Source organism: uncultured Williamsia sp. (genome assembly GCF_947494875.1).
Classification (GTDB): Bacteria; Actinomycetota; Actinomycetes; order Mycobacteriales; family Mycobacteriaceae; genus Williamsia_A.
The window spans coordinates 500,236-525,989 of the sequence record NZ_CANLWM010000001.1 but is presented as its reverse complement, the minus strand read 5'-3'; the positions used below and the strand labels follow the sequence as shown (position 1 = coordinate 525,989).

Sequence of the window (25,754 nt, the reverse complement as noted above, 5' to 3'; positions counted from 1 at the left end):
GCGGTCAAGCGATGCGAAGCTGACACCTACGGATACCGGTTCCCCGGCCCCTCCCCCATAGGATGTGGCCCAAGAGTCGCCGAGGGCGTCGTGGTCCGACGCTGCGCGCGGTCGCCGGCACCACGTACACCCACGGCCCACGTACACCCACGACGGAGGTGAACCCCTGTGCAGGGCATCGTGCTGCAGCTGACCCGCATCGGGTTCCTGCTCCTGCTGTGGCTGGTCGTCTGGGCTGTTCTGCGCGCCCTCCGGCACGACGTCTACGCGGCCACGGGTCAGCGGCCCGTCCCCCGCTTCCAGCGGTCGGGCCGCGGCTCCGGCGGGGCGCCTCGCGCGAAGGGCACCGCCCGCTACCTCGTCGTCACGCACGGGGCGCTGGCGAACACCCGCATCACCCTCGGCTCACAGCCGGTCCTCATCGGACGTGCCGCCGACTCCACCCTCGTCCTGACCGACGACTACGCCTCCGAGCGGCACGCCCGCATCTCCCGCCGGGGTGACGACTGGTACGTCGAGGACCTCGGTTCCACGAACGGCACCTACCTCGACCGCGGGAAGGTCACGACGGCGGTGAAGGTTCCCCTGGCCACGCCCATCCGGATCGGCAAGACCGTGATCGAGCTGCGCCCGTGACCCTGGTCCTGCGCTACATCGCGCGGAGCGACCGCGGCCTGGTCCGTTCCAACAACGAGGACTCCGTGTACGCGGGCGCGCGCCTGCTCGCACTCGCCGACGGTATGGGCGGACACGCGGCCGGCGAGGTGGCCAGCCAGCTCGTCATCGAGGCGTTGCAGCCGCTCGACGACGACGAACCCGGTGGGGACCTGCTCGGCAAGCTCGAGTCGGCCATCGCGAGCGGCAACGCGGCCATCGCCGAACAGGTGGAACGCTCCCCCGAACTCGACGGGATGGGGACCACCCTCACCGCGATCCTGTTCGCCGGCACCCGACTCGCGCTGTGCCACATCGGAGACTCCCGCGGCTACCTGCTGCGCGACGGCGAACTGAACCAGATCACCCGCGACGACACGTTCGTGCAGACGCTCGTCGAAGAGGGGCGGATCACGGCCGAGCAGGCCCACACGCATCCGCAGCGCTCCCTCATCATGCGGGCGCTCACCGGCGCCGAGGTGGAGCCGACCCTGACCATCCGCGAGGCCCGCGCGGGCGACCGCTACCTGCTGTGCTCCGACGGTCTCTCCGACGTCGTCTCCGAGGAGACGATCGCCGACACGCTGTCGTCGGTCACCGACCACGGTGACTGCGCCGACCGGCTGATCGAGCTCGCCCTTCGCGGCGGTGGACCGGACAACGTGACCGTCGTCGTGGCCGATGTCGTCGACGTCGACTACGGCGATCACCGACCCATCCGTGCCGGTGCCGCGGGCGAGGGTGACGACGAGTACGTCCCCGACCCGAAGACGTCCGCCGGTCGCGCCGCGGCGCTGCGCCCGCCGCAGGAGTCGCCCCGGCGTCCCACGGTCGACGTCGAGGACGTCGTCGAGGAGCGTCGTCCGCGCCGGAAATGGCTGTGGGCGGTCGTCGCGATCGTCCTCATCGTCCTGGTCGTCGCGGGCGGGTTCGTCGCGCGCTCGATCATCCGGTCCAACTACTACGTCGGTGAACACGACGGCGAGGTCGTCCTCTACCGCGGGATGCAGGGCTCGGTGCTCGGCATCTCGTTGAACTCCGTCAGCCTCGCCGCCTGCGTGAGCGACCCGTCGGCCTCGACCCCGACCATCTCGTTCGCCGACGTCGGTTCCTCGTCGTGCTCGCCGTTGCGTGTGGCCGACCTGTCGCAGCCGAGCCAGAACACCGTGCGTGCGAGCAAGCCCAGCGTGCCGCTGGACGAGGCCAAGCAGAACGTGACGCTGCTGTCGCTGCTGCCGCTGTGCGGGGAGCAGTCGACGTCGGCCACTTCCATACCCCCGTCGTCGAGCACGCCCGCGCCGTCGTCGACGCCGCTGCCGCCACCGGCCACCACGACCGTGCCCGGACAACAGCTCCCGCCGCCGGCGTCGTCCGCGGCCCCGAGCTCGACCATCGACACCAGCGTCGACCGCTTCGACGACAGCGGCCGCAAGATCTGCCGGGGGCACTAGATGTCGCAGGAATCCGTGACCCCCACCCCGACCTCCGGACCCATCCGTCGACCCACCGGGCGGACGACGGAGTTGGGCCTGCTCGCGCTCGTCACCCTGGTGGTGACGGTCGCGCTCATCAACGTCGAGGCTGCACAGGAACAGCAACTGACGTGGGCGGTCGGCAAGTACCTGGTGATCTTCGCTGCGCTGTACGGCGTCGCCCACCTGGTGATCCGACGCTTCGCGCCGTACGCCGACCCGCTGATCCTGCCGTTGGTCGCGATGCTGAACGGGCTCGGTCTGGTGCTCATCCACCGCCTCGACCTCGGTTCGGGTCGCAACGGCGAGACCGCGGAGACGACGGCGTCGACGTCGAACGCCGACCAGCAGGTGCTGTGGATGGTGCTCGGGATCGTGGCCTTCACCCTCATCCTGGTGTTCGTCCGCGACCACCGGACGCTGTCCCGCTACAGCTACATCCTCGGCCTGTCGGGACTGGTGTTCCTCGCGATCCCGGTGCTGCTGCCGGCGTCGCTGTCGGAGATCAACGGGTCCAAGAACTGGATCCGCACGCCGCTGTTCAACATCCAGCCCGGCGAGTTCTCCAAGATCCTCATCATCATCTTCACCGCGTCGCTGCTGGTGTCGAAGCGGGACCTGTTCACCACGGCCGGCAAGCACTTCCTCGGCATGGACCTCCCGCGCGCCCGCGACCTCGGACCGCTGCTCGCCGCGTGGATCGTGACCATCGGGATCTTCGCGCTCGCCAACGATCTCGGTGGCCCGCTGCTGATCTTCACGACGATCCTGGCGATGCTCTACGTGGCCACCGAACGCGTCGGCTGGGTGGTCATCGGCGTCGTGCTGTTCACCGTCGGGGCGGTGCTCGCCTACGAGCTGTTCCCGCACCTGCAGGTGCGGGTCCAGGTGTGGCAGAACCCCTTCAGCGACTTCTACGGCCAGGGCTACCAGGTGGGGCAGGGCCTGTTCGGGCTCGCGACCGGCGGCCTGTTCGGCACCGGCCTCGGCTCGGGGCGCCCGAACATCGTGCCGTTCGCGAACACCGACTTCATCGTCGCCACCATCGGTGAGGAACTCGGACTCGTCGGGATGACAGCGGTCCTCGGCCTGTACCTGATCCTCGTCGTCCGCGGCCTGCGCACCGGCATCACCGTGCGCGACAGCTTCGGCAAGCTGCTCGCGACGGGGCTGTCGTTCTCGATGGCGGTGCAGCTGTTCGTCGTCGTCGGCGGCGTCACGAAACTCATCCCGCTGACCGGCCTGACGACACCGTTCATGTCCTACGGAGGCTCGTCCCTGCTCGCCAACTTCGTCCTCGTCGCACTGCTGGTCCGGGTGTCCAACGCCGCCCGCGAGCCCGACACCACCAAGCGCAAGCAGGTCCCTGTCGCCGCGGCACAGACGCAGGTGGTGAAGCGCGCGTGAACGTCCCGATCCGCCGCGTCGTCATCGCGGTCATGGTGATGGTGGTCGCCCTGCTCGCCAACACCACGTATGTCCAGGTGTTCGAGGCGGATTCGCTGCGCAGCGACCCGCGGAACCAGCGCGTCCTGCTCGACGAGTACTCCCGCCAGCGGGGTCAGATCACCGCCGGCCAGACGGTGATCGCGCAGTCGGTGCCGACGAACGACCGCCTGAAGTACCTCCGCATCTACCCCGGCAAGGACGCGGCGGCTTTCGCACCGGTGACCGGTTTCTACTCGTTCCAGTACGGCAGCGCCGGGATCGAGCAGGCCTACGACTCCCTGCTGAACGGCAACGACGACCGTCTGTTCGGCCAGCGCTTCCTCGACATGTTCTCCGGGCGGGATCCGCGGGGCGGCAACGTCGTCACCACGATCCGTCCGAACCTGCAGAAGGTCGCCTACGACGCGATGAACGCGGGGTGCTCGGGTGGTTGCCGGGGTTCGGTCGTGGCGATCGCACCGAAGACCGGGGCGATCCTGGCGATGGTGTCCACCCCGTCGTACGACCCGAACCTGCTCGCCAGCCACGACGCCGCCGAGCGTGAGGCGGCGTGGAACCGGTGGAACCCCGAGAACGTCACCGAGTCGTCGCCGCAGCCCATGCTCGACCGGGCCATCGACCAGACCTACCCGCCGGGGTCGACGTTCAAGGTGATCACCACCGCGGCGGCGCTGGCGCAGGGCATCAACCCGGACTCGACGCGGCTCACGGCGAACAGCTCGATCACGTTGCCGGACACCGCAACCCAGTTGACGAACTACGGCGGCGAGACCTGCCCCGGCTCGTCCGGTGGCGAGGTCACCCTGCGCCAGGCGTTCCAGTACTCGTGCAACACGGCGTTCGTACAGCTCGCGACGCAGCGCCTGCAGAACCCGATCGACTCGGTGAAGTCCACCGCGACGGCGTTCGGCCTGGACTCCGACACCCCGGACATCCCGATGTCGGTGGCCGGGTCCACCACCGGCCCGATCTCGGACCTGGCGGCGTTGGGGCAGAGCGCGATCGGGCAGCGGGACGTGCGGATGACGCCGTTGGAGAACGCGATGATCGCGGCCACCGTCGCCAACGGCGGTGTGCGGATGCAGCCCTACCTCGTCGACAAGCTGCAGGGTCCGGACCTCAAGACGCTGTACACCACCGCGCCGAACAGCATGGACGAGCCGATCACCGCACAGACCGCGGCGACGCTGACGAGCCTCATGATCGACTCCGAACGCAACACCACCGGCTCGGGCGGGTCCTCGGTGACCATCGCGTCGAAGACGGGCACGGCCGAGCACTCGGCCACCTCTGCCGCCGCGGAGACGCCCTACGCCTGGTACATCGCGTTCGGTCCGTCGAGCAACGCACAGATCGCCGTGGCGGTCATCGTCGAGAACGGTGACCGCGGCGTCCAGTCGACGGGTGGGTCGTCGGCGGCGCCGATCGGTCGCGCGGTCATCAACGCCATGGTCGGGGGAAACCAGTGACCTGCGAGAGGGGGAACGGATGAGTCTGCAGAGCGGGACGACGATCGCCGATCGCTACCGGTTGATGCGGCTGATCGCCACCGGCGGGATGGGCCAGGTGTGGGAGGGTCTCGACACCCGACTCGACCGTCGCGTCGCCGTGAAGGTGCTCAAGTCGGAGTTCTCCGACGACGCGGAGTTCCTGCAGCGCTTCCGGATCGAGGCGATGACGACGGCGCGCCTGCACGACCCGGGTATCGCGAGCATCTTCGACTACGGCGAGACACCCGACCGCGCAGGCGGTCCCGCGCTGGCCTACCTGGTGATGGAGCTGGTGAACGGTGAGCCGCTCAACGCGGTCCTCGCCCGTCTCGGGCGCCTGTCGCTGACGAACGCGCTCGACATGCTCGAGCAGACCGGGCGGGCACTGAACGCTGCGCACACCGCCGGGCTGATCCACCGGGACGTCAAGCCGGGCAACATCCTCATCACCCCGACCGGCCAGGTGAAGATCACCGACTTCGGCATCGCCAAGGCGGTCGACGCCGCACCGGTCACCCAGACCGGCATGGTGATGGGTACGGCGCAGTACATCTCGCCGGAGCAGGCGCTCGGCGAGGACGCCACCAGTGCGTCGGACGTCTACTCGCTCGGCGTCGTCGGCTACGAGTCGATCGCGGGTCGTCGGCCGTTCCTCGGCGACGGCGCGATCACCGTGGCGATGAAGCACATCCGCGAGACCCCTCCCCCGCTGCCGGCCGAACTGCCCGGCGGCATCCGGGAACTCATCGCGATCACGATGGCGAAGGACCCGCATCGCCGCTACGCCGACGGCGGCGAGTTCGCCGACGCGGTCGCCGCGGTGCGCGCCGGCCGACGTCCCCCGGCGCCCGGTGCCGGGATCGGACCGGTCGTGCCGCCGCCCCTGCACACGCGAGAGATGTCGGCGCCCATCCCCCGTCCCGCCGGACCGCCCCCGCCCACGGCGACGTCGCGTCGGCCGATCCCGGCCGCACCGCCGCCGGACGACAACCGGTGGACCGCCGGACAGAAGGCGCTCGCAGCGGTCGCGGTGCTGCTCCTGCTGGCCGCACTCGGATTGGTCGGCTACTGGGTCGCGACGAGCGGCAGCGGGGACAGCTCGACGCCGCCGTCCACCACGCCGTCGACGGTCACGCAGACGACGGAGGTCACCCCCACGCAGGAGGAGACCACCACCACGACGACCACCGAGACCACGACCACCACCACGCCCGAGACCACGACCACCACCACCACACCGGAGACCACGACCACCACCACGACGCAGGGTGGCCTGCTCCCGAACCTCGGGTCGCTGATCCCGGGCCTGCCGCAGAACTACGATGGGAGCGCGACCCCGACACCGCTGGCCGGCCGGGGGGATGCCCCGGGGTCGCCCGGCGGCTCGAGCGAGAGAGGTGACTGATGACCACGCCGCGTCACCTCTCCGACCGCTACGAACTCGGCGAGACACTCGGGTTCGGTGGCATGTCCGAGGTGCACCATGCGCGTGATCTCCGGCTGCACCGAGACGTGGCGATCAAGGTGCTCCGCGCCGACCTCGCACGCGACCCGAGTTTCTATCTCCGGTTCCGACGGGAGGCGCAGAACGCGGCCGCGCTGAACCACCCCACGATCGTCTCCGTCTTCGACACCGGTGAGGCGACGACGCCCGAGGGTCCGCTGCCGTTCATCGTGATGGAGTTCGTCGACGGCGAGACGCTGCGCGACGTGCTGCGGGCACAGGGGCACGTGTCACCGCGCCAGGCGATGACGTGGATGGCCGATGTCGCAGCGGCGCTCGACTTCTCGCATCAGAACGGCATCGTCCACCGCGACATGAAGCCGGCCAACGTCATGATCGATCGGTCCGGTGCGGTGAAGGTCATGGACTTCGGCATCGCGCGGGCGATGTCCGACGCGACGGGTTCGATGACGCAGACGTCCGCGGTCATCGGCACCGCGCAGTACCTGTCACCCGAGCAGGCCCGCGGCGAGAGCGTCGACGCCCGCAGCGACGTCTACTCGATGGGCTGCGTGCTCTTCGAACTCCTCACCGGACAGCCACCGTTCACCGGTGACTCCCCGGTCGCCGTCGCCTACCAGCACGTCCGCGAGGACCCGCCGATCCCGTCGAGCATCCGACGCGAGATCCCGTCCGTCCTCGACTCCGTCGTCCTCAAGGCGATGAGCAAGAACCCCGCCAACCGCTACCAGTCGGCGGGCGAGTTGCGCTCCGACCTGATGAAGGTGCTCGCCGGTGGCCGGCCGAGCGCGCCCATGCTCCTGTCCGACGAGGACAAGACCGGCATCATCGAACCCGTTGCGCGGCAACGCCCCGGCCGCGCGGGGCCCACTTCCCACCGTCGTCCCGACCTCGATGACGATCCTCCTCGGCGGAACCGCGGCCGACTGGTCGGCTTCGGCGCGCTCGCGGCGGTGCTCGTCCTGGTGATCGCGCTCCTGCTGGTGCGTCCGTGGTCGACCGACACCGACCAGGTGACCGTTCCCGCGGTGACGGACATGTCCGCCACCCAGGCCCAGGCGGCGCTGGGCAACCTCGGGTTCAAGGTGAACACGTTGCAGGAGCCCAACAACCAGGTCCCGTCGGGCAATCCCACCCGCACCGCGCCCGCCGAGGGCGTGAAGGCGGACAAGAACTCTGCGATCACGCTGTACATCTCGAGCGGACCGCAGCGCCAGGACCTCCCGGACCTCACCGGGCGGACTGAGGACGAGGCCAAGAAGATCTTGAACGACCTCGGCTTCACCGATGTGAAGCCGGGACAGATAGCGTCGTCGAACCAGTTGCGTGGCAAGGTCGCCGGGCTGTCGCCGCAGAGCGGGACATCGCAGTCGGTGAACACGACGGTCACCATTCTCATCGGCACGGGCCCGCGACAGGTGTCCGTGCCGACGCTGACCGGTCAGACCTCCGACGAGGCCCAGCAGACGCTGGAGAACGCGCGACTGCGCATCCAGACGCAGCAGGCGGACTCCGAACAGCCGGCCGGCACGGTGCTGAGTTCGTCGCCCACGGCGGGGACGCAGGTCGACGAGTACAGCGTCGTGACGGTCACCGTCTCGCGCGGCAACCAGTTCCGGATGCCGGACCTGACGGGCAAGACCGTGCAGCAGGCGCAGGACACCCTGGCCGCGGCCGGATGGAAGAGCACCACCCTGAACCAGGTGCCGCGCAACGTGGGACTCGGCAGCCCCGATGCCAATCGCGTCGTCGCGCAGAACCCGCCCACCAACAGCCTCGCCAACGACAACCAGGCGATCGAGGTGACGGTCGGTCAGGCGAGCCTGTTCCCCGGCTGACGCGGAGACGTCAGGCGACCGGTGCGATCGCCGAGGCCATCTGCTCTTCCAACTCGGCGACCACCGACTCGGGGACGTCGTGGCCGGCCAGACGCAGCCAGTTGGCGAGCATCCGGTGGCCGCCCTGGGTAAGGACGCTCTCCGGGTGGAACTGCACCCCGTGGATCGGCAGGTCGCGGTGGCGCATCGCCATCACGATGCCGCTCTCGGTCCGGCCGGTCACGATCAACTCGTCCGGGATGGTCTCGGGCAGCACGGTCAGCGAGTGGTACCGCGTCGCCACGAACGGGTCGGCGAGTCCCGCGAGTACACCGTCGCCGCCGTGGTGGACCGTGGACGTCTTGCCGTGCAGGAGTTCCGGTGCGCGGTCGACGGTGGCCCCGAACGCCGCGCCGATCGCCTGGTGACCCAGACACACCCCCAGGACAGGTGTCCCGGTGCCGGCGGCGACCTCGACCAGCGGCATCGTCGCGCCGGCCCGCTGTGGGGTGCCGGGACCGGGGCTCAGGAGGACCGCGTCGAACTCCTGCACCACGGCGTCGAGATCGTCGAGACGACGATCGTCGTTGCGCCACACCGTCGCCGAGACGCCCAGCTGTCCGAGGTACTGCACCAGGTTGTAGACGAAGCTGTCGTAGTTGTCGACGACCAAGACCGACGGACCCCTGCTCATCCGCCACACCGTACGCGCTGCGTCGCAGGTGGGATACCGTGGTGGGGCCTGTTCACAGTGAGGAAGCGATGCCGAAATCCAAAGTCAGAAAGCGCACCGACTACACGATCAACCCCGCGAGCCGCACACCGGTCAAGGTGAAGGTCGGGCCGTCGAGCCAGATCTATGTCGGCGCCATGCTCGGGTTGATGTTGTTCGGCCTCGCCTGGCTGATCGTCTTCTACCTCGTGGCCACGCCGAGCAGCCTCGGGGCCGACGGCAAGATCCTGCACTGGATGTACGCGCTCGGCGCGTGGAACTTCCTCATCGGGTTCGGGTTCATGATCTCGGGTCTCTTGATGACCATGCGGTGGCGCTGACCGCTCGAACCATCCCCAGCCTGGGGAATGACATGGGTGTAATTCATCCCCATTGTGGAGAAACCCTGTGGACAACTCTGCGCACGGCGTGACGACCAGCTGGTCGACGCCCCGTATCGCAGGTGTCGCGCTGGTCGTCGGCGGTGTGGTCCTCGGTGTGGCGGCCATCGCGTCGTCGGCCGATCCCGGTGGCGCGGTCATCATGGGTGTGGCCGCGCTGCTGCTGTTGGTGACGGGGGCGGTCGCACTCGTGGTGCGTCCGCGGCTCGTCGTCGCGCCGTCGCGGATGCGGATCCGGACCCTGCGCGGCGACTCGGAGTACACGCCGTCGGAGATCGAGCGCATCCGCGTCGTCTCGACCGCGCGATTGGGGCGGAAGGTGCCCACGCTGGAGTTCGACCTTCCCGGGGACCGGCTCGTCGTCCTCGGACGATGGGATCTCGGGACTCACCCCGAGGACGTGATCGCAGCGTTGGAGCAGGCGGGCTTCCGCGTCAGCTGACGAGGAGCGCCAGCGCCGCCGCCAGCACGCCGAGCGCGCCGATGGCTGCCCAGCCCACCCGCGACACCGACCGCGCGGTGCGGGTGCGTCCGGAGAGCACCAGGCCCGGCAGGACCAGCACGCCTGCGGTCGCGGCGGCACCGAACACCAGTCCGCCCAGATGCGCCCACAGCGAGATGTTCGGGATCGTCACGGAGATCACGATGTTGATGACGATCAGTCCGATGATCTGCCCCGGCGGCATCTTCGCGCGGATGACGGCGACCAGCAGGCCGCCCATCACCCCGTAGATGGCGCCCGAGGCGCCGGCGGCCGCTGCGGTCGGGGTGAACGCCAGCACGGCGGCACTGCCACCGAGGAGTGCCACGACGTAGATCCCGACGAAGCGAGCCGTCCCGAGAGCGCTCTCGAGCTCGCGACCCAGGATGTACAGCGTGAACATGTTGAGGGCGATGTGGATCAACGAGTAGTGCAGGAACCCTGACGTGACGATGCGCCACACCTCGCCCTGCCCGACGAACGGCCCGAACAGGACCCCGTCGTAGAAGATCCGTGAGTCCGACGGGTTCACGTTCCCGAGGCCGTGGGCCTGCGCCGCGGTCAGGACGAAGACGAGGACGTTGACCGCGATGAGGGCGAACGTGGCCCGGGGTGTGGACGTGCCGATCGTGATCGCGCGCGGTGTCGCGCCGCGTGACTCACGGACGCAGTCGACGCAGTGCTGCCCGACCGCGGCCGGGGTCAGGCATTCCGGACACGCCGGACGCCCGCACCGGGAACATGCGAGCCCGGTCGGGCGGTCGGGGTGCCGCACGCACACCGTCCGCGGGGCGGACGGCGGCGGCGGGAACGGCTGGTTCAGTTGATCTCGATCTTCTCGATGACCACGTCGTCGAGCGGCTTGTCGCGACGGTCGGTGCTCGTCGTCGCGATCGCGTCGACGACCTTGCGGGACTCGTCGTCGGCGACGACCCCGAAGATGGAGTGCTTGCGATTCAGGTGCGGCGTCTTGGTCACCGTGATGAAGAACTGCGAACCGTTGGTGCCGGGGCCGGCGTTCGCCATGGCGAGCAGGTACGGCTGGTCGAACTGCAGCTCGGGGTGGAACTCGTCGCCGAACTGGTAGCCGGGGCCACCGGTACCGGTGCCCGTGGGGTCGCCGCCCTGGACCATGAAGCCGTCGATGACGCGGTGGAAGATCGACCCGTCGTAGAAGGGACCGGAGTCGCCGCCGGAGGCGTTCGGCTGGCTGTAGTCCTTCGAGCCGGTCGCGAGACCGGTGAAGTTCTCCACCGTCTTCGGGGCGTGGTTCCCGAACAGATCGACGACGATGTCGCCGCGGTTCGTGTGCAGGGTCGCGGTCGCTGTCTTCTGAGGTGTGCTCACACCCCCATCGTGCCATCCGCCCCTGTACCGGCGACGAGAGCGACCTGGCAGGCTTGGCGACGATGCCGCGCCGTGGGCGCGACCGACGATCGGAGACCAGCTGATGTCCAAGGCCACCGCCGTCACGACGACCGCGTTGGGTGTCGTCACCCCGTGGTCCGCCCCGGTGCGACTGCTCGCGGCCCGGCGCCTCCTGTCCGCGCGCCGCCGCCGGGCGGCACAGGCCCGCTCGACACCGTCCCTCGCGCCCCGGCGGTCCCGTGGCGGGCGACGCTCGTGGCTGCGTGCCGTCGCGGTCCTGGGGGCGGTCGGTGGCGTCGCCGCCGTCGGTGCCGTGGTCGCGTTGCGCGCCCGACGCACCTCCCCGCCGCCCGTCGCCCCCGCTCCGCCGCGTGTCGAGGACGTGCCGACAGCGGACGCCACCGGGCCACAGAACACCTCCGAGTAACCTTCGACCCGTGCATCCCGACGATCGTCCGACGTCACGACCCCCGAGCGGAGCGATGAACCGTCCGCCCGCGGGCCGACCCATGACTCCGCCCGGCCGTCCCGTCCCGCCGCCGTCACGGCCGATGGGCCCGCGACACGGCGGCCCCGACCGCCGACCGCCCGCCCCTCCCGCCACCACCGCGGTGCCCCGACCCGGGGACAGCGGCTCCCTCGCGTACTCGCAGCAGCCGCCCCGTCGTGGTCCAGCGCCCGACGACCGACCGACCACCGTCTACCCGGACTCCGCGCTGCGGACGCAGCATGCCGCCGATCCCGCCCCCGACGATCCCGAATCGAGCCCGATGACAGCGGCGCCGCGCACCTCGACGAACATCCTCGCGATCGTCGCGCTGGTGCTGTCGTTCCTCGGCGTCACCGCGATCGCGGGCATCATCTGCGGGCACATCGCGCGCGGACAGATCCGACGTCGCAAGGAGTACGGCGCGCAGTTGGCGTCGGCGGCCCTGTGGATCGGATACGCCTACGTCGCCGCGGCGATCCTGTGCCTGATCGTCTACCTGGCGATCGCCGGACAGGGATCCTGACCCCGCTCACCGTCCCGGGAGCACCGCCCGTGCCGTGATCGGGGCGCCGCCGCCGCCGATCGACGTCGGCCCGTTGTCGTCGACGACGCTGAGCGCCACCATGATCCGCTGCACGTCCCGCGACCACGGCGTGTTGTCACGGACGCGCTGGGCGAACGGGAAGCCGTGGTCGGAGCGGAACGTGTCCCCGAACGACCCCGCCGGCCCGCGCTCGGTCACGAAGCCGAAGGACGGCCCGCCCGTCGAGTCCGCGACGTAGGCACCGAAGTTCTGCATGGTCCACGCGAGCTGGCGTCCGGGCTGCGTCTCGAGTCCCATCCGGGTCAGGTCCACGGTCGCCGGGATGGCGAGCAGGGCACCCATCCGCATCGCGGCGTTCTGGTTGTTCCCGACCGAGCCGTATCCGCCCACCGACCCGGCATCCGACGTGGCCGCGGGCCATCGGAAGCATTGCGCCTCGACGCGGCAGCGGAAGAGCACCTGTGGGCTGTCGACGATCACCCTCAGCGCATGTCGTGGACCCGTCGGCGATCCCGGACCGAGTTCCCCGACCCGGAGGACGCCGCCCGGGCCGCCGCTGAGACCCGCCGCACCGGGACGGCGCGACAGTCCGTCTCCGTACAGGTCCACGGGTGCGCTCACGTCCTGCGCCGACGCCGCGCCGCCCGCGAGGCAGCGGGCGAGCGGTGCGACGTACCGCATCGTCCGGCCGTCGGCCATCAGGAACGCCGCGCCCTCGTTCTCGTTCGACGACGGGACCAGGTAGTCCCGCGGCATCGGGGCGGTGAAGAGGACCGGACCGGTTGTGCCGCAACGGCTCCGACCACTCCAGCCGGCGGAGTTCGCGTGCACCGCGACGAGCGGGGCATCCGGCGTGAAGATCAGGTGGTCGCCGTCGTCCTGCGGCATCGGTGCCCAGACGGAGCCCCGCGGCACCGCCGGGAGCCCTGCCGGCACGTAGCGAGCACCCGTCCCGATGGGCGTGTTCCAGATGCTCGTCGCCGCGAACGGCTGGCGAAGGACGTCGGCGGGTACCGCGGTGGCGCCGGCACCCCCCGGCACGATCGCAGCGATCGTCGCCCCGACCGCCACGAACACGGCAAAGCGTCCGACGATGCGTGCACGCGGGAATGTCGTCACGCTGTGACGGTAGCGACGGCTGGGGTGTGGGAGCAGGATCCGGCCGGTACCGATCGGGTGACGACTGTGTATCCGAATGATGTGTGGAGCCTAGGAGATTCGAACTCCTGACATCTGCCTTGCAAAGGCAGCGCTCTACCAACTGAGCTAAGGCCCCGTCCGCCCGATCAGATCCGGCGGTCCGGCAGGGTGTGCCACACCTGCGTGTTGCGACGCGACTCGGCGATCAACGCGACCACCACACCGGTGACGGCAGCTGCGACGAGAAGCACGATCCGCATGTGTGGATCCTTCCGGAGTGGGCCTAGGAGGACTTGAACCTCCGACCTCTTCGTTATCAGCGAAGCGCTCTAACCGCCTGAGCTATAGGCCCGTGGACCGTCGCCGGTCAACCCGAGGAAGGTTACCGGATCACCGGGACCGGCGACAAAACGCCTGTCAGTCCCGGTCCGCCAACGTGACCTCGATGCCACCGACGAGGTCGGAGCTCATGTTGTAGATGAAGGCACCGACCGTAGTCAGGGCGGTGAACACGATCACGTAGAGCGCGCCGACACCCGCAGCGACACCGAAGACGGTGCCCGCGGTGATCTCGAACGACGACTCGGTCGTGTTGTCGCTGGAGACCAGCTGACCGAAGGAGTTGTTGATCTGGTCCCACACGCCCATGCCGTCGAGGATCACGTAGAGCACGCCGATCGCGATCATCCAGATGAGGAACAGCGCGATCGCCAACACGGCCGACACCTTGAACGTCGACCACGGGTCGATCCGTCGCAGCTGCACCGCGGCGCGCAGCGGCCCGCGATGACCGGCCGGCACGGACTCGGCGGACCGGACCGCGGTCGGCGACGTCGCCGGGTGGTGGATGGCGTCGAGGTCGGGCAGGTCCTCCGGGACCTGCGACCGCCCGATGTTGCGGGTCGGGCCGTCGATGATCTTGCCCGTCAGCGAATTCCGGCCACGCGTCGTCTGCTCGCCCTGGGGCTGCTGCGCGGGACCGTCGGTGGGCACGGAACCGTCCGAGTCGAGCTTGGCGATCGGCGCGCGGGTCGTCGCCGCGTCCTGCCCGGGCGGCTTCGGAGCCGCGGTGCCGGTGACCAGGGGCCGACGGGGCCGGGCGGGTTGTTCGGGGGGTGTCGACGGACCTGCGTCACCGGTGGGCGGCTGCTGCGCCGACGGTCCGGGCGAGGTCACCGGCGCCTGACCGACGCGCTGCCACGGAGGCACACCACCGGGACCCGTCCCCGGGTTGGGGCGCTGACCCTGCTCCCCCTGCGCCGCCCCGGACCGCGGGGTGTCGTCCTGGTCGGGCCGGTCCTGCACGGAGGGGCCGTTGCGCTGACCCTCGGGTTCACGGGGTGTGCTCACATGCGCTCCTGTCGCTGCGGGTGGCCGGTCACTCGACCTCGTCGGGCTCGTCGGCGTTGCGGGCGATGGCCAAGAGGGTAGTTCCCTCGTCGAGGTTCATGAGGCGGACGCCCTTGGTCTGGCGACCCGCCTTGCGCACCTGCTTGGCCAGCGTACGGATCACGCCGCCGCCGGAGGTGATCGCGTAGAGCTCGCTGCGGTCGTCGACGATCAGCGCACCGACGAGGTCACCGCGACGTCGGTCGTACTGGATCGTGAGCACGCCCTTGCCGCCCCGACCCTGCACCGGGTAGTCCGACATGGCCGTGCGCTTGGCGTATCCGCCCGCGGTCGCGACCAGCAGATAGGTGTCCTCGGCGACCACGTTGAGCGACAGCAACTCGTCGTCGTCGTTGAACCGCATCCCCTGGACACCGGACGTCTGCCGGCCCATCGGTCGTAGCGCCTCGTCCGTGGCGGAGAACCGGATCGACTGGCCTCGCTTGGACACCAGCAGGAGGTCGTCGTCGGAGCTGCACAGCCGCGCGCCGACGAGTTCGTCCTCGCCGCGCAGGTTGACGGCGATGATGCCGCCCGACCGCGCGGAGTCGAAGTCGGTGAGACGGGACTTCTTCACCAGGCCGCCGCGGGTGGCCAGGACGAGGTAGGGCGCGTCCTCGTAGCTCTTGATCTGGATGACCTGCGCGATGCGCTCCTCCGGCTGGAAGGCCAACAGGTTGGCGACGTGCTGACCACGCGCCGTGCGGTTGGCCTCGGGCAGCTCGTAGGCCTTCGCGCGGTACACGCGGCCCTTCGTGGTGAAGAACAGGATCCAGTCGTGCGTGGAGCACACGAAGAAGTGGGCGACGATGTCGTCCTGCTTCAATCCGGCGCCCTGCACACCCTTGCCGCCGCGCTTCTGGCTGCGGTAGAGGTCGGTCTTGGTGCGCTTGGCGTACCCGGTCTCGGTGATCGTGACGACGACGTCCTCGCGGGCGATGAGGTCCTCGTCGGTGACGTCCCCGTCGGCCGCGACGATCTGGGTCCGGCGCTCGTCGCCGAACTTGTCCACGACCTCGCGCAGCTCGTCGCGCACGATCGCGCGCTGCCGCTCGGGCTTGTCGAGGATGTCCTTGTAGTCGGCGATCTCGCGCTCGATCTCGGCGAGGTCGTCGATGATCTTCTGCCGCTCGAGTGCGGACAGGCGCCGCAGCTGCATCGCGAGGATCGCGTCGGCCTGGATCTCGTCGATGTCGAGCAGGCCGATCAGACCCGCACGGGCCTCCTCGGTGTTGGACGACGCGCGGATGAGTGCGATCACCTCGTCGAGGGCGTCGAGCGCCTTGACCAGACCGCGCAGGATGTGGGCGCGCTCCTCGGCCTTGCGCAGCCGGTACCGGGTCCGTCGGATGATCACGTCGAGTTGATGGGCGACGTAGAAGCGGATCATCTGGTCGAGACGCAGCGTGCGCGGCACGCCGTCGACGATCGACAGCATGTTCACGCCGAAGCTCGTCTGCAGCTGGCTGTGCTTGTAGAGGTTGTTCAGCACCACCTTGGCCACGGCGTCCCGCTTGAGCGTGACGACGATGCGCATGCCGACGCGGTCGGAGGACTGGTCCTCGATCTTGCTGATGCCCTTGAGCTTGCCGTCGTTGACCTGCTCGGCGATCGACACGATCATGCGGTCGGGGTTGACCTGGTACGGGAGCTCGGTGATGACGAGTGTCGTTGCGCCGGTCCGTGATTCCTCGACGTCGACGACACCGCGCATGCGGATGCTGCCGCGTCCGGTGGTGTAGGCCTCGGTGATCCCGGTGGTGCCGACGATGAGTCCCGCCGTCGGGAAGTCCGGCCCCTTGATGCGCTCCATGCACGCGGCGAGGGTCGACTCCTCGTCCGCGTCGTGGTTGTCGAGGGCCCAGAACACGGCGTCGGCGACCTCGGTGAGGTTGTGCGGCGGGATGTTCGTCGCCATGCCGACGGCGATGCCGCCCGACCCGTTGATGAGCAGGTTCGGGATGCGGCTCGGCAGGACCGTCGGTTCCTGGGTCTTGCCGTCGTAGTTCGGCGTGAGATCGACGGTCTCCTCGTCGATGTCACGCAGCATCTCCATGGCGAGGGGCGTGAGGCGGGCCTCGGTGTAGCGCATGGCGGCCGCGCCGTCGTCACCGCGGGAGCCGAAGTTGCCCTGGCCGTCGATGAGCGGGTACCGCATCGACCACGGCTGGGCCAGACGGACAAGCGCGTCGTAGATGGCCGTGTCGCCGTGCGGGTGGTAGTTGCCCATCGTCTCGGCGACGGGCTTGGCGCACTTGACGTAGCTGCGATCCGGGCGGAATCCCGCGTCGCCCATCGCGTAGAGCAGACGACGGTGCACGGGCTTGAGTCCGTCACGGACCTCGGGCAGCGCGCGTCCGACGATGACGCTCATCGCGTAGTCGATGTAGCTGCGCTGCATCTCCTGCTGGATGTCGACCGGTTCGATCCGGTCGCCGCCGGCGTCGTCGGTGGTGCCGCCCGGCGGCAGGGTGGTGTCGGTCATCAGTTCACTTTCGTTGTCGGGACCGGTGTTTCACGTGAAACGACCAGGTCCGTCAGACGTCGAGGAAGCGCACGTCCTTGGCGTTGCGGGCGATGAAGCTGCGGCGAGCGACGACGTCCTCACCCATGAGGACGGAGAACAGCTCGTCGGCTGCAGCGGCGTCGTCGAGGGTGACCTGGCGCAGGACCCGCACCTCGGGATCCATCGTGGTCTCCCACAGCTCCTTGGCGTTCATCTCGCCGAGGCCCTTGTAGCGCTGGATGCCGTCGTCGGTGTTGATCTTCTTGCCGGCCGCGCGGCCCGCCTCGAGCAGACCGTCGCGCTCGCGGTCGGAGTAGGCGAACTCGGGGTCGGCGCCCTTCTGCCACTTCAGCTTGTAGAGCGGCGGCTGCGCGAGGTAGACGTGCCCGTGCTCCACCAGCGGCCGCATGAAACGGAACAGCAGGGTGAGCAGCAGCGTCGAGATGTGCTGGCCGTCGACGTCGGCGTCGGCCATCAGCACGATCTTGTGATACCGCAGCTTGGCCAGGTCGAACTCGTCGTGGATGCCGGTGCCGAACGCGGTGATGATGGACTGCACCTCGGCGTTCTTCAGCACGCGGTCGATGCGGGCCTTCTCGACGTTGATGATCTTGCCGCGGATCGGGAGGATCGCCTGGTACATCGAGTCGCGGCCGGACTTGGCCGAGCCACCGGCCGAGTCACCCTCGACGATGTAGACCTCGCACTTCGCGGGATCGTTGCTGCGGCAGTCGGCGAGCTTGCCGGGGAGACCGCCGATGTCGGTCGCGCTCTTGCGGCGCACCAGCTCTCGCGCCTTGCGCGCGGCGAGGCGCGCCTGCGCGGACCCGACCGCCTTGTTGATGATGATCTTCGCCTCGGCCGGGTTCGACTCCAGCCAGTGCGAGAGGTGCTCGTTGGACACCTTCTGTACGAAGCTCTTCACCTCGGTGTTGCCGAGCTTGGTCTTCGTCTGTCCCTCGAACTGCGGGTCGGCGACCTTCACCGAGATGACCGCTGCGAGCCCCTCGCGGATGTCGTCGCCGGTGAGTTTCGGGTCCTTCTCCTTCAGCAGCTTCTTGTCGAGGGCGTACTTGTTCACCGTGCTGGTGAGCGCCGCGCGGAACCCCTCCTCGTGGGTGCCCCCCTCGTGGGTGTTGATGGTGTTCGCGAACGTGTGGACCGACTCGGAGTAGCCACCGTTCCACTGCATCGCGACCTCGAGCTCGTGGCCGGTGCCCTTCGCGGTGAAGCCGACGATGGACGCGTGGATGGGGCTCTTGGTCCGGTTCAGGTGGGCGACGTAGTCCATCAGGCCACCCGGGTAGTGATAGGTCCGGGTCCGGGGCTTGCCGGGATCCTTCTTCTCCGTGTCGGGCCCGGGCTCGACGACGGCATCCGTGTCGGGCTCGGCGTCCGCGTCGCCCTCTGACACGGTGTCGGCGGATCCGCTGCCGATCACCTCGGCCTGCTCGACGTCGTCGACGTCGTTGACGACCTTCGGGCGCTCGTCGGTCAGCGTGATGGTGAGTCCCTTGTTGAGGAACGCCATCTCCTGCAGTCGCCGTGCGATGGTCTCGAAGTTGTAGTCGGTGGTCTCGAAGATGTCGCCGTCGGACCAGAATCGGACCGTCGTGCCGGTCTTCCTGGTCGCCGCGCCCTTCTGCAGTGGCCCGGGTACGGCACGGGTGTAGGTCTGGCTCCAGTGGTTGCCGCCGTAGTCGATGTCCAGCTCGACCTTCGTCGACAGCGCGTTGACCACCGAGATGCCGACACCGTGCAGACCACCGGACACCGCATAGGACTCGGAATCGAACTTGCCGCCGGCATGCAGCTGCGTCATGACGACCTCGACGGTCGGGACGCCGGTCTTGTGCATGTCGGTGGGGATGCCACGGCCGTCGTCGCGGACCTGGACACCGCCGTCGGCGAGGATCGTGACGTCGACCTGCGAGGCGAAGCCGGCCATGGCCTCGTCCACCGAGTTGTCGACGACCTCCCAGATCAGGTGGTGCAGGCCGCGCTCACCGGTGGAGCCGATGTACATGCCCGGTCGCTTGCGGACCGCCTCGAGACCTTCGAGGATGCTGATCGAATCGGCGCCGTAGTCGCTGCCGGCCTTCTTGGTTGATCGGGCTGGCTTGCTGGTGCCGTTGGTGTCCGCCACGAGTGGGGTCCGCTCCTTGTCCTCGCCGGTGCCCGCCGCGAGGGGTGGGAGTCCGGGCTGGTCGATCTGCTCGCACACGCCTGCGCCCGAGTCGGGGCAGTACCGCTCCATAGTACTGCCTCACCTGTACGGAAACGGCTCTGCAGGGCGTCTGACGCGCCCGCAGACGGATTTTCTCGCCGAAAACCAGGGGCGCTTGACATCGGAGCGGTCAACAGGCCGTCTCGGGGCGCTGGTGATGCCCGTGGGACATACCCGTCCGACCTACCCGTAGGTGTCGCGAGGACCCCGTCCGGGAACCGTGCGCATGCCCTTCCGCCAGGACGGTGCCCGGGGACCGGTGATGCGCAGCGACACGACGACGTCGCGACCCACCGCCGCCGCGATCTTGGCGAGGATGTCCCGCTGGACGAGTCGCAGCTGGGTGGCCCACGCGGTGGACTCGGCACTCACGGAGAGCACACGGTCGCGGAGGTCCGTCGGCTGGGCGTGCGCGGCGATGTCCTCACCGACGATGCGGTCCCAGGCCGCGAAGACCTGTCCCTCCCCCAGTTTCGGCTGCCATCCGCGGGATCGCGCCAACGCCCCCGCCACCGTGCCGAAGGACTGCGGGTCACGGCCGTCGGGACGTGCCCCCGACCACCGTCGTCGAGCACCCCGGCGTGGGGTGGGTGCCGACGACCGCCCGTGACCGACGGCTTTGCCCTCCGCCTTGGCCTTCGCCCGCGCATCCTCGAGCGCCCTGCGCGCGAGCTCGTGACCGGACGAGTACTCGTCGGTGTTCCCCGACGTCGTGTCGTCATCCATGCGCGGCCTCCTCGGACGGCGGTTCACCGATCAGATGGGACTCTCGGACCTCATGATCGTCGTCGACCCCGACAGCCAACCGCCGCCCGGCGACCGCACCGGGGATGTCGTCGCCGACAGCCGCGGTGATGATGACCTGCTCCACCGACTCCGCGAACGTCGTCAGCGCCGCGCGACGCGACGCGTCCAGTTCCGCGAACACGTCGTCGAGCACGACGACGGGTTCGGCGCCGTCGTCACGGATGAGCTGCACCGAACCCAGCCGCGTCGCGAGCGCCAGCGACCACGACTCCCCATGGCTGGCAAAGCCTTTCGCGATCTGGCGATCCAGCAGGATGTCGAGGTCGTCACGGTGCGGTCCGACCAGGCACACCCCGCGGTCGATCTCCTTCTGGCGGGCCTCCGCCAGGCGGGTCAACAGCGTCGCCTCGATGAACTCGACGTCGGCGCGCCCGTCGTCCGGCACGATCTCCCCGCCGACGGCGGGCCGATAGCGCAGGTCCACGGGTCGTGACGCGGGCGCGAGGGTCGAGTACTCGGCGACGAAGTGCGGCCGCAGCCCTGACACCGTGTCGATGCGGCCCGCTGTGACCACCGCGCCGAACTGCGCGAGCTGGGTGTCCCAGACGTCGAGTGTGCTGATCACCGACTCCGCAGAGGAACCGCCGGACCGCAGTGCGGCCGACGCCGTCTTCAGCAACGCCGATCGCTGGCGGAGGACGCGGTCGTAGTCGGATCGGGCTGCCACCATGGCCGGCCCCGCGAGGGCGGCCAGTTCGTCGAGCAGTCGGCGCCGCTCGGCGGGTTCGCCCCGGATCAGGGCGAGATCCTCCGGCGCGAACATCACCGACCGCAGGATCCCGACGACGTCGCGGGCACGTCGTGACGGCGCACCGTTCACCGTCGCCCGGTTGGCCCGTCCCGGGGTGATCGCGACCTCGACGGTCAGTTCCCGGCCGGCGTTGACGATGCTGGCCGTGACCGCCGCGGAATCGCACCCACTGCGGACGAGCGCGGCGTCGGTGCTCACCCGGTGTGAGCGCAGCGTGGCGACGTAGTTCAGCGCCTCGACGAGGTTGGTCTTGCCGAATCCGTTGCGTCCCACGATGATCGTGGCCCCGGGCCGCAGATCGACCTCGAGGGCGCGCCACGACCGGAAATCACGCAGGCGCAGGGAACGGACGTACACGACGAGGGTGCGGCGACGCGGGCGAGGTCAGGATCCGGCGCGATGCACCGAGTGGCCACCGAACTGCTGACGCAGCGCCGACACCGCCTTCAGGGTCGGCGAACCGGACTCCTGCCGGGATGCGAACCGCGCGAACAGGGCCGCGGAGATCACGTTCGCCGGCACGGAATGGCGGATCGCCTCCTCGACGGTCCATCGTCCCTCACCGGAATCGGTGGTGTAGTCGGAGATCTCGGTCAGACCGGGGTCCTGCGCGAGCGCGTCGACCAGGAGCTCGAGCAACCAGGAACGGATCACGGTGCCATGCGTCCATGCGCGCAGGGTCCCGGGGACGTCCGTGATCAGCGGCTCGGCGGACAGCAGTTCGTAGCCCTCGCCGTAGGCGTGCATGAGGCCGTACTCGATACCGTTGTGCACCATCTTGGCGTAATGCCCGGCGCCGACCGGTCCGGCGTGCACGAACCCGCCGGCCCGCTCGCCCTCGGGACGCAGCGCGTCGAAGATCGGCATCGCCTTCTCGATGTCCTCGTCCGATCCGCCGGCCATCAGGCCGTAGCCGTTCTCGAGGCCCCACACACCGCCGGACACACCGCAGTCGATGTACCCGATCTGCTTGGCGGACAACAGCTCCGCGTTCGGGGCATCGTCGGTGTACCGGGAGTTGCCGCCGTCGATCACCAGATCGCCCGGCTCGAGCAGCTCGCTGAGCGACGCGACCGTCTCCCGTGTCGGGTCGCCGGACGGCACCATGACCCACAGCACGCGCGGCGCGGTGAGCGCCGAGACGAGATCCTGCAGCGATCCGACGTCGCTGACCTCGGGACGAGGGTCGTAGCCGACCACCTCGTGTCCCGCACCCGCGATCCGGCGCCGCATGTTGGCGCCCATCTTTCCGAGACCGATCAGTCCGAGCTGCATCGCGGACATCCTCTCCCGATCAGCCCGGCAGGCGGACCGGCATCAACAGGTAGGTGAACTCGCTCGACGGCGCGGGGTAAGCACCGCTGTCGTCGGGGACCGGGGCGTCCTCACCCGCCGGCCGCAGGACCGCGGGACGGCTGGGCGTGGTGAACCCGAACTCCACCGACGACGAGTGCAGGGCCGACAACCCGTCGAGCAGGTAGGTCGGGTTGAACGCGATGGTCAGCGGCTCGCCGTGGAACGCGACCTCCACCGACTCCTCGGCCTTGCCCGCGTCGTCGCCACCGGCGGTGAGCTGGACGGTGCCCTCGGAGAACTCCAGACGGACCTGGGCGCCACGGTCGGCGACGAGTGCGACGCGCTTGATGGCGTCGGTGAGCGCCGCGATGTCGACGGTGGCCATCGAGGTGTGGGACGTCGGGAGCAGCTGACGGAACTTCGGGAACTCCGCGTCGAGCAGGCGGGTGGTGGTCTGACGGCCCTGGCCGAGGATCCCGAGCAGACCCTCGGCGCCGATCGTGCCCGGCGACCCCAAGGCGAGTGAGACCGGCGCGCCGTCGGATCCGGCGGAGCGCGCGGACTCCGAGAGCGTCTTGGCCGGGACGAGCACCGCGGCGGTGTCGGACCCGCTCGGCTGCCACGTCAGCTCACGCACCGCGAGCCGGAACCGGTCGGTGGCGGCCATGACCACCGTGTCGTCCTCGATCTCCACACGGATGCCGGTGAGCATCGGCAGGGTGTCGTCCTTGCCCGCGGCGACGGCGACCTGTCCGATGGCCTCGGCGAACAGCTCGGCCGGGATGGTGCCGGTGACACCGGGCACCTCGGGCAGGCTCGGGTAGTCCTCGACGGGCATCGTCGGAAGCGAGAAACGCGAACTGCCGCAGTTGATCACGACGCGCGTGCCGTCGATCGCCACGTCCACGGGCTTGGCCGGAAGCGAGCGCGTGATGTCCGCCAGGAGCTTGCCGGAGACGAGTACCCGGCCCTCGTCGGCGACCTCGGCAGAGATGTCGACCTGGGCGGAGACCTCGTAGTCGAAGCCGGAGACGGTCAGCCCGGTGTCGCCGGCGGTGAGGACCACGCAGCCGAGGACGGGGACCGGCGGACGGCTCGGCAGACTGCGGGCCACCCAGGCGACGGCGTCGGCGAACTCATCGCGTGTGACACGGAACTTCACCGCGTTCGACCCTCCCGTACCCGCCGGCCACGACCGTGGCTGCTGCTGATGTCGCCCCACTCTAGAACGCCGCCGGCGTGATGGTGCCGAACGGGGCAGGTTCCGACCGAGGGACTCCGACCCACCGGGTCGGGTGGGGACACCCGCTGTCCACACCGCTTCTTTCTTTCATTCTTCAAGAGAGATGAATCAATGACAGTCATAGCGGCTGTGCAATCTGTGGACAGCCGGGCAGCGGTGCAGTTCACGTCGCGTGGCGCGGTGTGCACGCGTTGTGGACGGTCACCAGGGTGATGCCGAGGGGTTGTGCACACGTCGACGGTTGTTCACCGCGGTCCACCCTCCGTCCACAGCGGGCGAGGGTTATCCACCGAGTTATCCACAGCTGGGGAATCGTCCGACCGGAGGACACGACAGCTCCCTCGACAGCGAGAACGGTCGAGTTCGGGTCGAGATGTGAGGGGTCTCGCCGGGCTCGGCGAGGGGTGTGTCAGGGGTGCGAGCGCTGTTTGATGCGCGCCGTGAGCTCCTGGACGTAGTCGTAGACCTTGCGGCGCTCGGCCATCTCCTTGCGGATCTTCTTGTCCGCGTACATGACCGTCGTGTGGTCGCGGTCGAAGGTCTCGCCGATTTTCGGCAGGGACAGATCGGTCAGCTCGCGACAGAGGTACATCGAGATCTGCCGGGCCTGTGCGATGGAGCGGGTCTTGCCGGGCCCCCGCAGTTCGTCGACGCTGATGTTGAAGTACTCGGCGGTGATCGCGAGGATCGTCGGCGCGTTGATCTCCACGCTGCCGGTGTCGGGCAGGAGCGCCTGCAGCACGATCTCCGCCAGGGCCAGGTTCAGCTCCGCGCTGTTCAGCGACGCGAACGCGGTCACGCGGATGAGCGCACCCTCGAGCTCGCGGATGTTCCGTTCGATCTTGGAGGCGATGAGCTCGAGGACGTCGTCGGGGACCTGGAGGCTGTCCATCTGCGCCTTCTTGCGCAAGATCGCGATCCGCGTCTCGAGCTCCGGCGGCTGGACGTCGGTGATCAGACCCCACTCGAAGCGTGTCCGCAGGCGGTCCTCGAGGGTCGCGAGCTGCTTGGGCGGGCGATCGGAGGAGACGACGATCTGCTTGTTCGCGTTGTGGAGGGTGTTGAAGGTGTGGAAGAACTCCTCCTGGATGCCCTCCTTGCCGACGAGGAACTGGATGTCGTCGACGAGCAGCACGTCGACGTCGCGGTAGCGGCGTTTGAACGCCACCCGTCGGTCGTCACGCAGAGAGTTGATGAAGTCGTTCGTGAACTCCTCGGTGGAGACGTACTTGACCTTCATCCCCGGGAAGAGCCGCTGGGCGTAGTGACCGGCCGCGTGCAGCAGATGGGTCTTGCCGAGCCCGGACTCCCCCCAGATGAACAGCGGGTTGTAGGCCCGTGCCGGCGCCTCCGAGATCGCCACGGCGGCAGCGTGTGCGAAGCGGTTCGACGCCCCGATGACGAAGGTGTCGAACGTGTACTTGGGGTTCAGACTGCTGGGATCGCCGGGGCCCGGGTTGAACCAGCTCGACCAGTCGCCGTCGCGGCCGTCCGCCGGCGTGAGACCCGGCTCGCGGAGGACGTCGGGCCGCGACGCGTCGAAACGGGGGTCCGCGGGCGTGTCGCGCCGGTCGGCGAAGGTGTCCGGCAGGTCGTCGAGATCGTCGTCGAGGTCGGCGGTCCGAGTCGCCTCGACCGCGGGAGGCGCGACGGTGGGCGGCTCGGCATCGGGGTCGATGCGGACACCGAGATCGACCTCGCGGCCGAGGTGGGTGCTCAGCGAGGCACGAATCGGTTCGCGGAGGGTCCGTTCGATCTGTTCCTGCACGCGCGCCGACGGGACGGCGAGGAGCGCGAAGCCCTCGACGAGCGTGAGGGGTTGGACCAGCGAGAGCCACGCCTTCTGCTGACGGGTGAGTTCCTCACCATCCGCGGTGAGATCCACCAGGACGCGCTGCCAGACCTCCGGAAACGATTCGCGGGGGTAGGAGTCGCGGTCGGGATGATCGAGCTGATCGCGGTCGGTGCTCACTGAATCCCTCCCGGCCGCGCCGACGTGGTCTCGTCGATGCGGGTGCAGACCCTGGTGCTCGGTCACGGCCGTGCCATGCG

At 69.2% G+C, this 25,754-nt stretch carries 22 protein-coding genes and 2 tRNA genes; 10 read left to right on the top strand and 14 right to left on the bottom strand.

Annotated elements, in window-relative coordinates; all coding sequences use genetic code 11:
• The first annotated feature begins 168 nt into the window (after positions 1-168).
• The 6 genes from Q1A98_RS02685 to pknB are packed head-to-tail and all read left to right on the top strand — an operon-like array spanning position 169 to position 8,368.
• Positions 169-636: an FHA domain-containing protein gene (locus Q1A98_RS02685; RefSeq protein ID WP_299569665.1), complete on the top strand. Its 468-nt coding sequence runs from the start codon at positions 169-171 to the stop codon at positions 634-636.
• Positions 633-2,105, top strand: a complete 1,473-nt coding sequence (locus Q1A98_RS02680; protein WP_299569664.1) for a protein phosphatase 2C domain-containing protein — start codon at positions 633-635, stop codon at positions 2,103-2,105. The genes Q1A98_RS02685 and Q1A98_RS02680 overlap by 4 nt, the downstream gene beginning before the upstream one ends.
• A complete protein-coding gene (locus Q1A98_RS02675) occupies positions 2,106-3,533 on the top strand; it encodes an FtsW/RodA/SpoVE family cell cycle protein (protein ID WP_299569663.1) in 1,428 nt (475 codons plus the stop codon). It abuts the gene before it with no gap.
• Complete coding sequence (locus Q1A98_RS02670) at positions 3,530-5,044, top strand: penicillin-binding protein 2 (protein WP_299569662.1); 1,515 nt, start codon at positions 3,530-3,532, stop codon at positions 5,042-5,044. Before Q1A98_RS02675 ends, Q1A98_RS02670 begins: the two co-directional genes overlap by 4 nt.
• 19 nt (positions 5,045-5,063) lie before the next feature.
• Complete coding sequence (locus Q1A98_RS02665) at positions 5,064-6,470, top strand: serine/threonine-protein kinase (protein WP_299569661.1); 1,407 nt, start codon at positions 5,064-5,066, stop codon at positions 6,468-6,470.
• Complete coding sequence (gene pknB / locus Q1A98_RS02660) at positions 6,470-8,368, top strand: Stk1 family PASTA domain-containing Ser/Thr kinase (RefSeq protein ID WP_299569660.1); 1,899 nt, start codon at positions 6,470-6,472, stop codon at positions 8,366-8,368. Before Q1A98_RS02665 ends, pknB begins: the two co-directional genes overlap by 1 nt.
• A 10-nt stretch (positions 8,369-8,378) precedes the next feature.
• Here pknB and Q1A98_RS02655 read toward each other — a convergent pair whose 3' ends face one another.
• Positions 8,379-9,041 carry an aminodeoxychorismate/anthranilate synthase component II gene (locus tag Q1A98_RS02655; protein WP_299569659.1) on the bottom strand — a complete coding sequence of 221 codons (663 nt, stop codon included), beginning with the start codon at positions 9,039-9,041 and terminating at the stop codon, positions 8,379-8,381.
• A gap of 68 nt (positions 9,042-9,109) precedes the next feature.
• Here Q1A98_RS02655 and crgA point away from each other — a divergent pair, with 68 nt between their 5' ends.
• Entirely contained in the window at positions 9,110-9,400 is a 291-nt protein-coding gene (gene crgA / locus Q1A98_RS02650; protein WP_253653477.1) for a cell division protein CrgA, read from the top strand.
• An 88-nt stretch (positions 9,401-9,488) separates the two neighbouring features.
• Entirely contained in the window at positions 9,489-9,902 is a 414-nt protein-coding gene (locus Q1A98_RS02645) for a PH domain-containing protein (protein ID WP_299569658.1), read from the top strand.
• On the opposite strand, the gene Q1A98_RS02640 is transcribed toward Q1A98_RS02645, so the two are convergent.
• Complete coding sequence (locus tag Q1A98_RS02640; RefSeq protein WP_366943322.1) at positions 9,895-10,716, bottom strand: rhomboid family intramembrane serine protease; 822 nt, start codon at positions 10,714-10,716, stop codon at positions 9,895-9,897. The two genes, Q1A98_RS02645 and Q1A98_RS02640, sit on opposite strands and share 8 nt — an antisense overlap.
• A gap of 44 nt (positions 10,717-10,760) precedes the next feature.
• Positions 10,761-11,288 carry a peptidylprolyl isomerase gene (locus tag Q1A98_RS02635; protein WP_299569655.1) on the bottom strand — a complete coding sequence of 176 codons (528 nt, stop codon included), beginning with the start codon at positions 11,286-11,288 and terminating at the stop codon, positions 10,761-10,763.
• A gap of 103 nt (positions 11,289-11,391) precedes the next feature.
• On the opposite strand from Q1A98_RS02635, the gene Q1A98_RS02630 reads away from it, so the two are divergent.
• Both Q1A98_RS02630 and Q1A98_RS02625 read left to right on the top strand, forming a co-directional pair.
• Positions 11,392-11,736 (top strand): hypothetical protein, encoded by a 345-nt coding sequence (locus tag Q1A98_RS02630; protein ID WP_299569654.1) that lies wholly within the window; start codon positions 11,392-11,394, stop codon positions 11,734-11,736.
• 82 nt (positions 11,737-11,818) lie between these two features.
• On the top strand, positions 11,819-12,322 hold the full coding sequence (locus Q1A98_RS02625; protein WP_299569652.1) for a DUF4190 domain-containing protein: 504 nt from the start codon (positions 11,819-11,821) through the stop codon (positions 12,320-12,322).
• A gap of 6 nt (positions 12,323-12,328) precedes the next feature.
• On the opposite strand, the gene Q1A98_RS02620 is transcribed toward Q1A98_RS02625, so the two are convergent.
• From Q1A98_RS02620 to dnaA, 11 genes are all read right to left on the bottom strand, one after another.
• Positions 12,329-13,462: a hypothetical protein gene (locus tag Q1A98_RS02620; protein ID WP_299569650.1), complete on the bottom strand. Its 1,134-nt coding sequence runs from the start codon at positions 13,460-13,462 to the stop codon at positions 12,329-12,331.
• An 84-nt stretch (positions 13,463-13,546) separates the two neighbouring features.
• Positions 13,547-13,619 (bottom strand) — tRNA-Ala (locus Q1A98_RS02615).
• A 142-nt stretch (positions 13,620-13,761) separates the two neighbouring features.
• Positions 13,762-13,835, bottom strand: a tRNA-Ile gene (locus tag Q1A98_RS02610).
• Between the two features lie 65 nt (positions 13,836-13,900).
• Positions 13,901-14,833 carry a DUF3566 domain-containing protein gene (locus tag Q1A98_RS02605; RefSeq protein ID WP_299569649.1) on the bottom strand — a complete coding sequence of 311 codons (933 nt, stop codon included), beginning with the start codon at positions 14,831-14,833 and terminating at the stop codon, positions 13,901-13,903.
• Positions 14,834-14,861: 28 nt separating this feature from the next.
• Entirely contained in the window at positions 14,862-17,357 is a 2,496-nt protein-coding gene (gyrA, locus tag Q1A98_RS02600) for a DNA gyrase subunit A (RefSeq protein ID WP_299569648.1), read from the bottom strand.
• Between the two features lie 52 nt (positions 17,358-17,409).
• Complete coding sequence (gyrB, locus tag Q1A98_RS02595; protein WP_299570511.1) at positions 17,410-19,524, bottom strand: DNA topoisomerase (ATP-hydrolyzing) subunit B; 2,115 nt, start codon at positions 19,522-19,524, stop codon at positions 17,410-17,412.
• Positions 19,525-19,788: 264 nt separating this feature from the next.
• Positions 19,789-20,331, bottom strand: coding sequence for a DUF721 family protein (locus tag Q1A98_RS02590; protein WP_299569647.1), 543 nt, complete (start codon positions 20,329-20,331; stop codon positions 19,789-19,791).
• On the bottom strand, positions 20,324-21,520 hold the full coding sequence (gene recF / locus Q1A98_RS02585; RefSeq protein WP_299569646.1) for a DNA replication/repair protein RecF: 1,197 nt from the start codon (positions 21,518-21,520) through the stop codon (positions 20,324-20,326). The genes Q1A98_RS02590 and recF overlap by 8 nt, the downstream gene beginning before the upstream one ends.
• Before the next feature lie 27 nt (positions 21,521-21,547).
• Entirely contained in the window at positions 21,548-22,447 is a 900-nt protein-coding gene (gnd, locus tag Q1A98_RS02580; RefSeq protein ID WP_299569645.1) for a phosphogluconate dehydrogenase (NAD(+)-dependent, decarboxylating), read from the bottom strand.
• Positions 22,448-22,457: 10 nt separating this feature from the next.
• Positions 22,458-23,621: a DNA polymerase III subunit beta gene (gene dnaN, locus Q1A98_RS02575; protein WP_299569643.1), complete on the bottom strand. Its 1,164-nt coding sequence runs from the start codon at positions 23,619-23,621 to the stop codon at positions 22,458-22,460.
• 490 nt (positions 23,622-24,111) lie between these two features.
• Positions 24,112-25,674 (bottom strand): chromosomal replication initiator protein DnaA, encoded by a 1,563-nt coding sequence (gene dnaA, locus Q1A98_RS02570; RefSeq protein WP_299569641.1) that lies wholly within the window; start codon positions 25,672-25,674, stop codon positions 24,112-24,114.
• Between the last annotated feature and the right edge of the window lie 80 nt (positions 25,675-25,754).